Consider the following 13,565-nt stretch of genomic DNA (forward strand, 5'->3'; position numbering starts at 1 on the left):
CGGGGGCGATGTCGGTGCTCTGCTGGTGACCGAGCCTCCGGGGCCTGCCGGCCGTGTCGACTCTCTCGATCCCGAATTGCGTTGCCGCGGCGGCACGCGATCACGGCGATCGTCAGCCCCAGCTCCTGATCAGGTCGTCGAATTCAAAGCCCTTGTGCGGCGGGTGTATTCATCGTCGTCGATCTCTCCTCGGGCATACCGCTCGGCGAGGATCTGTTGCGGAGTCGGCCGATGCGGGACCGGCCGCTGCCCGGAGACCGACGCACCGGTGCTGCGCAGCAGCAACACGAACCCGGCCAGCACCAGGCTCCAGAATCCGATCATGCCGATCGTCATGAGGGCGTAACCCCAGCCACCCATGCCATTTCCGTACCACATCATCATCAGCGCACCGCCCGCGTCACATGGCCATCGGCGGGCACATGCCCATCTGGTGCATCCACATCATGAACGGGTGCAGCAATTGCCTCAGCGGCGACTGCATCGACATGTCCGGCATCGGCGTATCCATCTGACCTCCTCCAGGCCGGCCCACAGGGGCCATCCAGTGTTTCGACCTCGATATTCGCCGGTCCCGGACGCCGGCCGTAGGGGCCTGCGGCACCGATCGCGGGCCGAAGGTCCTCACCGGACGGGCTTGTGGGACGAATCAACCGAATGATCGACCGGTCGGGACCAATGTCCCTACTGCGGGCACGCGGTCCCCGACAAGACTCGAGCCATCGTGATCGAACGAACGGAGCAGACGATGGTGTCGACGGCACGCAAGCGAATCGAGTTGATCTTCAACCTGTCCTACCTGGTGAGCCTCTGGGGCCTGGTCGTCGCCATGCGCCGCCGACGGGATCGGGTGCCGGTCGAGCAGCGCCCGGAGGCCGAGCGGCTGCGAGAAGCGTTCACCCTGTTGGCAGTCGGCGACACCGGTCACCTGGCGCTGCGCTCGGTATCGCTGGCGCGCGGCGAGGGGCGAGGTTTCATCCGGTATCGCGGGCAGCGGGCCAGCTTGATCGGCTTGGGTGAGATGGCGACCTCGATCACCATCACGCTGTTCTACGTCCTGACTCTCGACGCCTGGCGGCTGCGGTTCCGCAAGTCATGGGACCGCTTCACCGGTTCGCTGCTGGGACTGTCCGGGCTACGGCTGCTGCTGCTGGCCATGCCGTTCAATCGGTGGGACCGTGACGAAACCCCGCCGGGCTGGGGTGTGGTCCGTAACCTGCCGCTGCTGTCCGTCGGTGCCGGTGAGATGGTCATGATGCGTCGGGAGGCCGATCGCGCCGGCGATCGCACGTTCCGTTCCCTCGCCGACGCCATGGCGGCATCGTTCGCCTGCTACACCCCGGTCATCTTGTTCGCCCGGCGCATCCCGCAGGTGGGCCTGCTCATGATCCCGAAGACCGTGGCGTACCTGTACATGGCCGCCCGCGTCTACTTCGGGATGTACCGCGGCACTCCGCAGAACACCCGCTCCGATCAGCCGGCGGCTGCCGCTGTTCCTGTGGCGGCGGAAGTCTGACCTGCAGCGACAGGCGCGTCGCACCCGGTTCCGGCGCGACCGCTGTCGACGATACGGGGAACCGTTCCGCTACCGGAGCGGCCCGTCGTCCCGAACAATGCGAGAGGCGGTAGCGGCATGATACTGGCGGCGTCCGAAGCGGTTTCCGGAAACCCGGCCCGATTCACCTGGGTGACTGCGGTATCGATGCTCGTCTTCTGCGCAGTCCTCTGGCTCGTGGTCGAATTCATGCGACGGCACCCCCGCGCGTCGGGCTGGGCGTGGGGACTGTCGTTGCTGACCTTTCCGCTGTGGATCTGGGGACCCGGCCGCGACATCGGGCTGGTCAACTGGTTCTCCTGGGCGAAGATCCTGTCGGTACTGATTCCGCTGGTCGTGGTCGGGGCGATGCGGGTCGCGGTCGCCGAACAGCGCACGGGCCGGATCTGGGAGCTGCTGCGCAGTCCTCGGTTCCTGTGGTTTCCGTACGCGATCCTGTTCCTCAACATCGCCGAGGCCACACTCCGGGATGCCGAGATCGGGAACTACTGGAACGCCGCAGTCGGCCTGGGGCTGTGTCTCACGATCCCTTACTGCCCCCGCTTCTGGGAGGTGATCCCGGGCCGCAACGCCGAACTGGTCGCCTACACGACCATGGCGTGGAACTTCCTCTACACCACCTGGAATCTGTGCTTCACCTACGGCGGCTATCCGCCGAAGGAAGAGCACTTCGCCGCCAGCATCTGCATTCTGGCGGTAGCGGAGATCTATCCGCTGGTGAAGCGGCGACCGGAGTTGTACATCATGGCCCGCATCTACACCCTGCCGGTGCTGATGCTGGTGATCGCGATCTACAACATCTTCCCGAAGGTGATGCCCTCGGACGGCTGGTTCGACAACGACATCTGGATCGTCTGGGGCGTAGTGAATTTCGTCCTCACCGTGCCGTACCTGTTCTGGTATACCTGGCAGCTCGAGACCGGCCGGGCCTTTGTCCACTTCCGGCGCGGGCAGGCGCGCGCGGAGTTCCTGCGCGAGCACGGCGACACGGTCGAGCAGCTCCGGGCCTTGAATGCGTCCCTGGACGCGGCGGTCGACCCGCACCGCGACAGGGTTGGCACACCTGTTACCGCGCGGCGGCCAGGCCGTGGTGCAGCACCGCGGTGAGGAAACTGGGGGCCTGGCGGGTACCCATATGGCCTTCCAAGGTCAACTCCCACGCGGTCTCGGCCAGTCCACAGAAGGTGGAGGCCAGCCAGGTGGCAGGCATGTCCGTGCGCAGTATGCCGGCGTCCTGGCCGGCGGCCATCAAGGCGGTGGTACGGGCGAAGATCCGCTCGGCTCGTTCAGCGGCCTCGGGGGCGCCGAGCACGTCCGGCTCGACATAGACCAGATTCCACAACTGAGCGAACGGGATGTATTCCGCGGTCAGTCCGGCCAGCGCGGCATCGGTGAGACCCGAACCGGATTCGGCGGCGGTCAGTGCACTGTCGCAGTCGTCGAGGATTTTGGCCGCCACGGCCTGTACGAAGGCCTGCCGGGTGGGAAACATGCGGGCCAGCGTGGCACGGCTGATGCCGGCGCGGGCCGCGACGACCTGCATCGACGCACCCCGGTCCCGCACCAGGACCGGGATCGCCGCATCCAGGACGTCTGTCGCATCGGTACGCATTTCACTGCACTCCATACGTCTCATTTGACACATTCGTGTCTCAAAGTATTCTCTGGTGTATCAGATGATCATTCTAGATGTCGCCGCTGCCGAGCCATGGCGCGAAGGGGCGACAGACAGGTTCGGTGGCACATGACGATGAATCGGCGCCGATTCCTGCGGGCGAGCGGACTGTCCGCGCTGACGACGCTCGCCGCCGCGGCGTGCAACACCGACGACACCACCCCACCCGCGGGCGCACGGCGCTCAGTGATCGTGGTCGGCGCCGGGATCGCGGGTTTGTCCGCAGCGCGGGCCCTCACCGATCGCGGCCACGATGTGATGGTGCTCGAGGCCCGCGATCGCATCGGCGGCCGGATCCGGACATCCGATCAGTGGCCCGACGCTCCGGTGGACCTGGGCGCATCCTGGATCCACGGGGTGGACGGCAACCCGATCGCCGACCTGGCCCGCCGAGCGGGCGCGCGCACCATACCCACCGGTGCCGACGACAACACCGTCTACGGCACCGACGGTCACCGAGTCGGCCAGGACTCCGCCGACCGGATCGAGCACTGGCGCAACGCTATCGCCGCGGCTCTCGCCGAGGCCCAGGACGACGCCGAAGACGAGACCCCGGACGCGTCGTTGCGATCGGTCGCCGAGCACGCGGTGAACTGGTCCGCGCTTCCGGAGGCGGACAAGGCGCTGGTGGCTTCGTTACTCAACGACTACGAGCACGAGTACTCCGGCAGCGCCGACGAGTTGTCGAGCCGGTACTTCGACGACGATGCCAAGCTCCGGGGCGGCGACGTCCTCTTCCCGGCCGGGTACGGCGCCGTCACCGACTATCTGACCCGCGGGCTGACCGTTCGCACCGGGCAAGTGGTCGACCGGGTCGATTGGAGCGGCGCCGGGGTCACAGTGACCACCACTACCGGATCCTTCGCGGCCGATCACGTCGTGATAACCGTGCCACTGGGCGTATTACAGAGCGGCACAATAGAATTCACCCCTGGACTACCGGAGGACAAGAGCACCGCGATCGCGAAGCTCGGCATGGGCGTTCTCGACAAGTGCTATCTCCGGTTCCCGCATACCTTCTGGCCAGACACCGACTGGCTCACCTACGTTCCGGCCCTGGACAAGCCCGGGCACTGGGCCCAATGGATCAACTACGCCCGGGTCGCCGGTCAGCCGATCCTGCTCGGCTTCAACGCCGCCGGCTTCGGGCGCGACAGCGAAACCCGGTCCGACACCGACCTCGTCGCCGAGGCGATGGCCACCCTGCGCACCGTCTACGGGCCCGCCGTCCCCGATCCGCTCGACCACCAGATCACCTGCTGGTCATCGGACCCCTACGCGCGCGGCTCCTACTCGTTCAACAAGCTCGGCTCCACCCCCGACATGCGGGACCACCTCGCCGCAGACTTGGCCGACCGCATCCACTTCGCCGGCGAAGCGACCGACCGCATGTCTTTCGGCACCGTCCACGGCGCCTACAACTCCGGTCTGCGCGCGGCCGCTGAGATCACCGGCTGACCACGACGAAAGCCGACATGGTCGCCGCTACGTCTTGGCATCCGGCTGCCGCGTCCGTCCCCGGATCCGCGGTGAATCCCCGCTCCCGAAGTCCCCGTTCGCTCCCGGAACTCTCCATGTCCCGCAACGTCATTCGCCCGCACCCGACCGGGCCGGCATGCCCGACCCGCGAGTACGATCACGCGGCGGCACGGCGCGGCCACCGCGCCGCGGTGCCACGGTCTCGGCCACTGCCGCGCCGGGACCGTCCACCGGGACGGGCACACCGGCCAGCGCGTAAACCTGGGAGCCGTCGACGGTTTCCTGTTCCAGCAGCATCGCCACCAGGCGATCGAGTGCGTCGCGGTGGGATTCCAGCAGATCCACGGCCTGCTTCTCTGCCACACGCAACAGCCGGGACACGTCGTTGTCGATCGCGGCCTGGGTAGCCTCGGCGAACGGGCGACTGGTCAGTTCGGAGCCGCCGCCGAGAAATACCGACCCGCCCAGCGGATAGCCGATCGGGCCGAGCGCGGCCGAGAGCCCGAACTCACGGACCATCTTGGTCGCCAGGTCGGTGGCCTGTGCCAGGTCGTTCGCGGCGCCGGTCGAGCCTTGGCCGAGAACGACCAGTTCTGCGGCCCGGCCACCGAGCCGCACGGCGAGAGTGTCGGTCAGATAGTCCTCGCCGTAGAGGTGACGCTCGACCAGAGGCAATTGCTCGGTAGTACCGAGAGTCTGCCCGGCAGGCAGGATGGTGACCTTGGCGACCGGGTCGGCGCGTTCGGACAGTGCGGCGACCAGGGCATGCCCGCTCTCGTGGACGGCGACCGCGTACTTCTCGCCCGGCAGCAGCACATTCGAGCCCTCCCGGCGACCGAGCAGGATGCGATCACGGGCGGCGTCGAAGTCGGCGGCCCGGATCACGGTGCGATCGTCGCGCACCGCGCAGATCGCGGCCTCGTTGGCGAGATTGGCCAGATCCGCGCCCGAGAAACCGGGAGTCCCGCGCGCCACCACCTGCAGGTCCGCGTCCGGATCCAGGTGTTTGTCGCGGCAGTGGACCGCCAGGATCTTCGCGCGCTCCGCGAGCGTCGGAAGCGGGATCGTGACCTGACGGTCGAACCGTCCCGGTCGCAGCAGCGCGGGGTCCAGCACCTCCGGCCGATTAGTGGCGGCGAGTACGACGATGCCGACCGCCGGATCGAATCCGTCCATCTCCGACAGTAATTGGTTGAGCGTCTGTTCCCGCTCGTCGTTGGACACCATGGCCGACCCACCGCGCCGGGCCCCGAGCGCGTCGATCTCGTCGAGGAACACGATCGCCGGTGCGCGCTTGCGGGCCTCGGCAAAAAGGTCACGGACGCGCGCTGCACCCACCCCGACGAACATCTCCACGAAACTCGACCCGGCCACCGACAGGAACGGCACGTCGGCCTCCCCCGCGACGGCCCGGGCGAGCAACGTCTTGCCGGTCCCGGGCGGCCCGACCATAAGTACGCCGCGTGGTGCGACCGCACCGGCCCGCCGGTATCGTTCGGGCGCGCGCAGAAAGTCGACGACCTCAGTGATCTCGGCCTTCGGCCCGGCATAGCCCGCGACATCGCCGAACGTGGTGTTCGGCCGTTCGGTATCGAAGACCTTCGCCTTGGACTTGCCGACTCCCATCGCGCCGCCCAATTGCGTAGTGGCGCCACGGCCCAGACGCCGTACCCACCAGAACAGCAGGACGAAAGGCCCGGCGATCAGCGCGATCGACAGCAGGGTCGACCAGATCGGCGAGCTGGTCGCCGGCGCTGCCGCGGTCACTGTGACACCCGCGCGCTCCAGCCGTTCCAGCAGGGCGGACCCGGCCTGCGCCGGGATCACGGTGGTGTAGTCGTGCCCGTTGATCAATGCCCCCGTCGCCCGGCCCGACGACTCGATGGTGACGGACTTGACCTGATGGGAATCGACGTCGGTCAGGAAGGCGCTGTAGCCGAGATCGTCCGGAGCCGGGGAGGGCGTCCGGATCGCGGACAGTCCGAACAGTACGGCGATCGCGGCGGCCACCAGCACGCTCGGCAACCAGCGCCGCCAGGCCGGATCTCGCGGGGATGCCGGGGGCGGCCGATCGCCGGCCGGTGGCGAACTGACCCGTCTGCTCATCGTGTGCTCCCGCCGGTATTCCGTACCTGTCGGACTCAACTCTGTCCCGCCGAGACCGCTGGTGACAGTGACGATCGGTCGCCCGATGAGGGCCGGAAGTCCTCTGCCGATCCGGATCCGGGCCTCGCCTCTACTCCAGGTTGATCGTCCGCCGGCCGGACCGCTGTGTCGGCTGCTGCCGCTGCCGTGCACGAACACCACCATCCCCGGGGCCCCGACGGTGTCGTCAACCGGCCCACAACGGTCACGCCGTCGGCCGTGACCCGGACTTCCCGGTCGACCACCGGCCGCGGTTCCGCGGATCCGGCACGATCGGTGAACGTCATGACGTGGTCTCGTCGGATCGGTCGTGGAGCCGGTCCAGTTCGGCGATCTCCGCCTCGATCGCCGCGGCGATCCGCTCGACGTCGGGTGCGGTGTCGAAGTCTCCGGTGACACCGAATACCAGGTGGCCGGCGTAGCTGAGAATGGCGATCGTGGTGCGCAGCCGCATTCCCAACGGGATGTAGGGCAGGATCTCCCGAACCTCACCGCCCTGGAAGGTGAGCGGCCCGGCCGGTCCGGGAACATTGGTGGCCAGCGCGGCGATCCGGTGCTGGGGATAACGGGATGCCATCCGGAATGCCCAGGCCACCAACGGATACGGCAACCGGTCGGCCAGGCCCAACAGGTTCTGTTCCGCCGCCGCCTCCCCGCGACCGCGATGGGCCGCGATGCGCTCGTGGACCGCGCGCAGCCGCCGGATCGCCGACGAGCGGTCCACCGGCAGTTCCGGCAGCATCGCCGAGACCTGATTACCGAGCGCGGGTGCGTCAGCGGTGCGGGTCGAGATCGGTATCACGACCCGGATCGGATTCGCACCGGGATCCTCGTGCCGGGCCAGCAGGGCGGCCCGGTAGGCGCCGGCGACCGCCGCGACCGCGACATCGTTCACGGTGACATCGAACCGGGCGGCGATCCCGCGGACCCGGGACATGGTGGTGCGCGCGACCGCGTAGCGGCGGGCGTGCCCGACCGGCCCGCTCAGCGACGTCCTCCCGCCCGGAGCGGCGGCCGCGTAGAGCACCGGGAGCAGCGTCTGCGCAGACGACCAGACCGCCCGCGGAATTCGCAAGGGCAGCTCCAGCATTCGCAACACCGACGCTCGTCGCGCGGGAGGCTGTGGCGGTGCGGCTGGTGCGGGCGCGCGGTCACTGAGGGCATCGAACAGCTCGATGCCGGAGATGCCGTCGAGCAGCACGTGGTGGGCCTTCACGATCACCGCCCAGCTGTCCGCGCCGACGCGCTCGACGACAGTGCACTGCCAGAGCGGATGGTCACGGTCCAGACGTTCGGCGATATCGGCCGCGACCAGTTCGTACAGCTGCGGCAGGTCGGCGGGCGCGGGCAGCGCGGTCCAGCGGATGTGGTGCGCCACGTCGAAACGGGGGTCCGGCTCCCAGGTCGGGGCTCGCAGCTCGAGCCACGTGGTGCTGAGCCGGTCACGCAGGCGCGGCATGCGGTCGACTCGGGCCGCGAGTGTGCTCGCGAACCGGTCCCGATCCGGTGGGCGGCCGGCGATGATCGCCACCGCGCCGATACCGAGACTCAATCGTGGATCCGCGTCCTCGAGCGCGAGAAAACCGGTGTCGAGCGCGTGTATGACAGTCATATCCGACCTCTCCGGTTCGGGGCTGCGAGCAGCCGGTTCCACTCCATTTGATGCCGTTCCGGGGCCGTCCGCGAGGGCAGCGAGTCGTATGGCCACAGGGTCGGAAGTCCCGACCTCGAGCCGGCCCATGCCGGCGGGGTCGGCACACCCGGCGGACCGGGCCACGGTCGCGGTCGCAGGTGAACTGCTGGGGCTCGATCCGTGGCATGTGGCGAGCGGACTGCCGCGATCCGCTGATGTCTCGCGAGTCCTCGGTCGCGCTCGCCGATGACCTTCGCCCCTGGTCGCGCGACCGGGCGGTGCCGGAGACTGGACAACAGGTCATCCCACGCCGGGGTGGTTACCGACGAATCGGATCTTCCATGAATCGAGTCCCATGGCAGCTGAACAGGTCATCGACCGAGCCGGCCTGGACCGGCTGGTGGAGGTGCTGCAGGCCGAGGACTATCGGGTCATCGGACCGCAGCTGCGCGACGACGCCATCGTGCTGGACGAATTGCGTTCCGGCGCGGAGTTGCCGGACGGCTGGGGCGTCACGGTCGCACCCGGTCGCTACCGCGTGGTCCAGCGCGCGGACAGTGCGGTCTTCGCACACTCGGCCGGGCCCGGCTCCTGGAAGCGGTTCCTGCACCCGCCACAGCGCACCACGGCCCGCATCGCCCCGGATCTGACCGCCGAACCGGTCGTGGAGCCGACGGCGCGGATGGCGTTTCTCGGCGTCCGTGGCTGCGATCTGGCAGCGATCGCGACCTTGCGCAGCGTGCTGGGTGCCGGCCGCCATCCCGATCCCGACTTCGTGCGCCGCGACGACGGCCTCTTCGTGGTGGCCGTCGACTGCACCGAACCGGGCGAACTCTGCTTCTGCGCCTCGACCGGTACCGGCCCGGGCGCGGGTCCGGGCTACGACCTGGCCCTCACCGAACAGCTCGACGAGGCCGGTCATCGATTCCTGGTGACCACCGGATCCGACGCCGGCGCCGCGATCCTCGAGCAGCTGCCCGCCCGGCCGGCCACCGCGGCGGAGATCACGGGGGCGCGCGACGCGATCGAGGCAGCCGGTCGATGCCAGCACCGGGCCCTGCCCGATCGGGATCTGCCCGAGCTGCTGCGTGATTCGCGGGAATCGCCCCACTGGGAGGAAGTCGCGAATCGGTGCCTGGCGTGCGGCAACTGCACGATGGTCTGCCCGACCTGCTTCTGCACCGCCACCGAAGACGTCACCGACCTCACCGGCGCGGATGCCGAGCGCCGGCAGCGATGGGCATCCTGCTTCGAGATCGACTTCTCCTATGTGCACGGCGGCAGCGTGCGGCAATCCGGCGCGAGCCGCTACCGGCAGTGGCTCACGCACAAACTCGGCACCTGGCAGGAGATGCACGACAGCGCGGGCTGCGTCGGCTGCGGGCGCTGCATCGCGTGGTGTCCGGCCGAGATCGACCTGACCGCCGAGGTCGCCCGGCTGGCCGAGCTCACTCCCCTCCCCGACAACACGCCGGGGGACCGCGATGACGACCGTTGACACATCGGCCGCGAGCCCGGACGCAGCGGAAACCGATGTCATGCTGCCGTACCGGGTCGTGGCCCGTACCCGGCAGACCGGCGACACCGTCACCCTGACCCTGGAACCCGAACGCCGCGCGGTGCGGCACTTCCGGCCGGGTCAGTTCATGATGCTCTACCGTTTCGGCGTCGGCGAGATCCCGATGTCGATCAGCGGTGACCCGCACCACGGCGATCTGCTGGAGCACACCATCCGGGCGGTCGGTGCGGTGAGCCGAGCCTTGCAGGACACTCCCGTCGGCGGGCGGGTCGGCGTGCGGGGGCCGTTCGGCGTCGGCTGGGATCTGGAATCGGCCGGCGGCCGGGATCTCGTGATCGTCGGGGGCGGGTGCGGAGCGGCACCGCTGCGGCCCGTCGTACTCGGTGCGCTCGGCGCCCGAGCCACATTCGGGCGGGTGGTGGTGATCATGGGAGCGCGCACCCCGGCCGACCTGATGTTCGCCGCGGAGCAACAGCAGTGGGCCGCAACCGGTTCCGCCGAGGTGTACCGGACCGTGGACACCGCCGGGCCCGGCTGGACCGGCGCCGTCGGCGTCGTCACCGAACCGCTGGCCGGGCTGACGCTGGACCCCAGCCGCACCACCGCGTTCGTCTGCGGTCCGGAAGCGATGATCCGGTTCTGCGCGCGAACCCTGCTGCGGCACGGTGTCGCGGCGACCGACATCCGGGTGTCGCTCGAGCGGAACATGCAGTGCGGGGTGGGCCACTGCGGGCACTGTCAGCTCGGCCCACTGCTGCTCTGCCGCGACGGCCCGGTCACCGACTACGCCACGGCCGGGCCGCTGCTCGAAGTCGAGGAGCTGTGATGACGACACCGACACTCGCGGTCTGGAAGTTCACCTCCTGCGACGGCTGCCAGCTCACCCTGCTCGACTGCGAGGACGAACTGCTATCGCTGGCCGGGCAGGTCCGCATCGCCCACTTCCTCGAGGCATCCGCCGCGATCGAGCCCGGCCCCTACGACATCTCACTCGTCGAAGGGTCGATCACCACTGCGGAGGAACTGGGCCGGATCACCGCGATCCGCGAACAGTCGCGGGTGGTGGTGGCCATCGGCGCGTGCGCGACCCACGGCGGAATCCAGGCACTGCGGAACCTCGCCGATGTGGACGAGTTCGCGGCCCTGGTCTACGCCCGGCCGGAGCACATCGCGACACTGGCCACCTCCACCGCGATCTCCGCGCACGTCGCGGTGGACTACGAACTGCGCGGCTGCCCGATCGACCGGCGGCAGCTGCTCGGCCTGCTCGACGCCCTGCTGCACGGCCGCGCCCCGGACATCCCGGACACCAGCGTGTGCACCGAATGCAAACGCCGGGGCACCACCTGCGTGACCGTGGCGGACGGGATCCCCTGCCTGGGCCCGGTCACCCACGCGGGCTGCGGGGCGATCTGCCCGGCCTTCCATCGTGGCTGCTACGGCTGCTTCGGCCCTATGCGGAACCCGAACGTCGGTGCGCTGCTGCCGATTCTGCGCGTCAACGGGATGCCGCAACCGGATATCGACCGGGTACTGACCACCTTCGCGGTGACCGCACCGGAATACGCCGAGTACACCGGAACCGACCGGAGGCGTGATGAGCCACCACCGTAGGCAGTTGCGGGTCGGCTCGCTCGCCCGGGTGGAGGGCGAGGGCGCGCTGCGCATCGAGGTCGGCGGCGGGGTCGTGCGGCGTGCCGAGCTGAACATCTTCGAGCCACCGAGATTCTTCGAGGCGTTCCTGCGCGGCCGCTCGTATATCGAGCCGCCCGACATCACCTCGCGCATCTGCGGCATCTGTCCGGTGGCGTATCAGACCAGTGCCTGTAACGCGGTCGAGCAGGTGTGCGAGGTGGAACTGGATCCGCCGCTGCGAGCGCTGCGCCGGCTGTTGTACTGCGGCGAGTGGATCTCCAGTCACGCACTGCACATCGTCCTGCTGCATCTGCCCGACTTTCTCGGCTACCCGGACGCGCTGGCCCTGGCGGCCGATCACCGCGAACTGGTCGAGGCCGGTCTGGCGGTCAAGAAGGCCGGTAACGCGCTGCTGGAACAGATCGGCGGGCGGCCGATCCATCCCATCAATGTGCGGGTCGGCGGTTTCTACTCGGTGCCCACCCGCGCGGAGCTCGCGCCACTCGTGCCGCAGTTGCGTCGCGCGCACGACCGGGCCATGGTGCTGGCCGAGACGGCCGCGGCACTCGAATTCCCGGATGTGACACTGGATTACGACCTGCTGGCGGCCGGCGATCCGGACCGGTACGCCATCGAAGCCGGCGATCTCCACACCGCGAGCGGAATCGCCTTCCCCGCAGCCGAATTCGGTGAGCATGTGGTGGAACGGCAAGTCCCGCACTCGACCGCCCTGCATGCCGATCTGGACGGCCACCGCTATCTCACGGGCCCGCTGGCCCGCTACACGCTCAACTCTCGGCACCTCTCGCTGTCGGCCCGGCAGCTGGCCACCGCGATCGGGCTCGGCACCGAATGCCGGAACCCGTTCCGCAGCATCCTGGTCCGGGTCGTGGAAACCGTCTACGCCATCGAGGAAGCGCTGCGGGCGATCGCCGAATACGAGCCCGCGCAGCGCCCGGCGGTCCCGGTGGCGCCACGACCCGGCATCGGGCACGGGGTGAGCGAGGCACCGCGCGGCCTGCTCTATCACCGGTACGAGATCGACGCGGACGGCATCATCGGTGGCGCCGACATCGTGCCGCCGACCGCGCAGAACCAGGCCGCGATCGAGGACGATCTGCGCCGCACCGTGACCGGCCACCTGGACCTCGACGACTCCCAACTGACCGCGCTGTGCGAGCGGACCATTCGCAACTACGACCCCTGCATCTCCTGCTCGGCCCACTTCCTCGACCTCGAACTGATCCGGCGGTGAGCACGGCCCGCGCGGTGGTGATCGGCGTCGGCAACGACTACCGGCGCGACGACGGTGTCGGCCCGGCGGTCGCCCGACGTCTGGAGGCCCTCGGCCTGCCCGGGGTACTCGTCACGGTGTGCGACGGCGAGCCGACCGGATTGCTCGAGCTGTGGGACGGCGCCGAACTCGCGATCGTCGTCGACGCGGTGCGCTGCGAACCCGCTACCCCGGGAAGGGTCTGGCGGACGAGCGTGGACGCGTTACGCGGCCACACCACCGCCACCAGTTCCCACGCGCTCGGCATCCCGGACGCGTTGCCGTTGGGCCGCTTGCTGGGCCGGGTTCCCCGTGAGCTGGTCGTGATCGCCGTGGAGGCCGCGAGCCTGGACCTCGGCGCCGGACTCTCCGAGCCGGTCGCCGCCGCGGTCCCCGAGGTGATCTCGGCGATCCGGGCCGAACTGCGCCGCGTCGCGCGCAGAGCCGACCCGGCGCGGCCGCACCGTCAGGACAGACAGGCCGAAGGTCCCCGCACTCCGTGACCTGCTGCACTGCCGCGCGGCAGGTGAGAAGCGGATCCTCGGTCTCGACCAGACCATTCGATGACAGGAACCCGGCAATGGCGGCACTCGCAATGAACGCCCTGATCCGCGATTCCCGTCTTCCCGGGACGGTCTCGACGCCACGGCA

At 69.1% G+C, this 13,565-nt stretch carries 12 protein-coding genes; 8 read left to right on the forward strand and 4 right to left on the reverse strand.

Annotated elements, in window-relative coordinates; translation table 11 throughout:
- Positions 1–129: 129 nt before the first annotated feature.
- Positions 130–360 (reverse strand): SHOCT domain-containing protein, encoded by a 231-nt coding sequence (locus tag EBN03_RS10500; protein WP_325052065.1) that lies wholly within the window; start codon positions 358–360, stop codon positions 130–132.
- A 364-nt stretch (positions 361–724) separates the two neighbouring features.
- On the opposite strand from EBN03_RS10500, the gene EBN03_RS10505 reads away from it, so the two are divergent.
- The gene (locus EBN03_RS10505) at positions 725–1,516 is read left to right on the forward strand and encodes a hypothetical protein (RefSeq protein ID WP_147471519.1); all 792 of its coding nucleotides are present in this window, start codon (positions 725–727) and stop codon (positions 1,514–1,516) included.
- 171 nt (positions 1,517–1,687) lie between these two features.
- Positions 1,688–2,662 (forward strand): hypothetical protein, encoded by a 975-nt coding sequence (locus tag EBN03_RS10510; protein ID WP_199742712.1) that lies wholly within the window; start codon positions 1,688–1,690, stop codon positions 2,660–2,662.
- Here EBN03_RS10510 and EBN03_RS10515 read toward each other — a convergent pair.
- Entirely contained in the window at positions 2,622–3,167 is a 546-nt protein-coding gene (locus EBN03_RS10515) for a TetR/AcrR family transcriptional regulator (protein WP_158675585.1), read from the reverse strand. The genes EBN03_RS10510 and EBN03_RS10515 overlap by 41 nt on opposite strands.
- A gap of 132 nt (positions 3,168–3,299) precedes the next feature.
- On the opposite strand from EBN03_RS10515, the gene EBN03_RS10520 reads away from it, so the two are divergent.
- Positions 3,300–4,688, forward strand: coding sequence for a flavin monoamine oxidase family protein (locus EBN03_RS10520; RefSeq protein WP_199742713.1), 1,389 nt, complete (start codon positions 3,300–3,302; stop codon positions 4,686–4,688).
- Between the two features lie 129 nt (positions 4,689–4,817).
- Here EBN03_RS10520 and ftsH read toward each other — a convergent pair whose 3' ends face one another.
- Positions 4,818–6,815, reverse strand: a complete 1,998-nt coding sequence (ftsH, locus tag EBN03_RS10525; protein WP_122187739.1) for an ATP-dependent zinc metalloprotease FtsH — start codon at positions 6,813–6,815, stop codon at positions 4,818–4,820.
- Between the two features lie 322 nt (positions 6,816–7,137).
- On the reverse strand, positions 7,138–8,466 hold the full coding sequence (locus tag EBN03_RS10530) for a wax ester/triacylglycerol synthase family O-acyltransferase (protein WP_122187740.1): 1,329 nt from the start codon (positions 8,464–8,466) through the stop codon (positions 7,138–7,140).
- A 376-nt stretch (positions 8,467–8,842) separates the two neighbouring features.
- On the opposite strand from EBN03_RS10530, the gene EBN03_RS10535 reads away from it, so the two are divergent.
- From EBN03_RS10535 to EBN03_RS10555, 5 genes are read left to right on the forward strand one after another with little or no spacing between them, the layout of a single operon-like run.
- Positions 8,843–9,985: a 4Fe-4S dicluster domain-containing protein gene (locus tag EBN03_RS10535; protein WP_122187741.1), complete on the forward strand. Its 1,143-nt coding sequence runs from the start codon at positions 8,843–8,845 to the stop codon at positions 9,983–9,985.
- On the forward strand, positions 9,972–10,832 hold the full coding sequence (locus EBN03_RS10540; RefSeq protein ID WP_122187742.1) for an FAD/NAD(P)-binding protein: 861 nt from the start codon (positions 9,972–9,974) through the stop codon (positions 10,830–10,832). The genes EBN03_RS10535 and EBN03_RS10540 overlap by 14 nt, the downstream gene beginning before the upstream one ends.
- Entirely contained in the window at positions 10,832–11,620 is a 789-nt protein-coding gene (locus EBN03_RS10545; protein ID WP_122187743.1) for an NADH-quinone oxidoreductase subunit B family protein, read from the forward strand. Before EBN03_RS10540 ends, EBN03_RS10545 begins: the two co-directional genes overlap by 1 nt.
- Entirely contained in the window at positions 11,604–12,896 is a 1,293-nt protein-coding gene (locus EBN03_RS10550; protein ID WP_122187744.1) for a Ni/Fe hydrogenase subunit alpha, read from the forward strand. The genes EBN03_RS10545 and EBN03_RS10550 overlap by 17 nt, the downstream gene beginning before the upstream one ends.
- Entirely contained in the window at positions 12,893–13,417 is a 525-nt protein-coding gene (locus EBN03_RS10555) for a hydrogenase maturation protease (RefSeq protein ID WP_122187745.1), read from the forward strand. Before EBN03_RS10550 ends, EBN03_RS10555 begins: the two co-directional genes overlap by 4 nt.
- The last annotated feature ends 148 nt before the right edge of the window (positions 13,418–13,565 follow it).

This window comes from Nocardia stercoris (assembly GCF_003696265.1).
Lineage (GTDB): Bacteria > Actinomycetota > Actinomycetes > Mycobacteriales > Mycobacteriaceae > Nocardia > Nocardia stercoris.

Bases quoted from the DNA above. Each gene is read 5' to 3' on its own strand.
- EBN03_RS10500 (WP_325052065.1), bottom strand. From the start codon at position 360: ATGGGTGGCTGGGGTTACGCCCTCATGACGATCGGCATGATCGGATTC.
- EBN03_RS10515 (WP_158675585.1), bottom strand. From the start codon at position 3,167: ATGCGTACCGATGCGACAGACGTCCTGGATGCGGCGATCCCGGTCCTG.
- EBN03_RS10520 (WP_199742713.1), top strand. From the start codon at position 3,300: ATGACGATGAATCGGCGCCGATTCCTGCGGGCGAGCGGACTGTCCGCG.
- ftsH (WP_122187739.1), bottom strand. From the start codon at position 6,815: ATGAGCAGACGGGTCAGTTCGCCACCGGCCGGCGATCGGCCGCCCCCG.
- EBN03_RS10530 (WP_122187740.1), bottom strand. From the start codon at position 8,466: ATGACTGTCATACACGCGCTCGACACCGGTTTTCTCGCGCTCGAGGAC.
- EBN03_RS10535 (WP_122187741.1), top strand. From the start codon at position 8,843: ATGGCAGCTGAACAGGTCATCGACCGAGCCGGCCTGGACCGGCTGGTG.
- EBN03_RS10540 (WP_122187742.1), top strand. From the start codon at position 9,972: ATGACGACCGTTGACACATCGGCCGCGAGCCCGGACGCAGCGGAAACC.
- EBN03_RS10545 (WP_122187743.1), top strand. From the start codon at position 10,832: ATGACGACACCGACACTCGCGGTCTGGAAGTTCACCTCCTGCGACGGC.
- EBN03_RS10550 (WP_122187744.1), top strand. From the start codon at position 11,604: ATGAGCCACCACCGTAGGCAGTTGCGGGTCGGCTCGCTCGCCCGGGTG.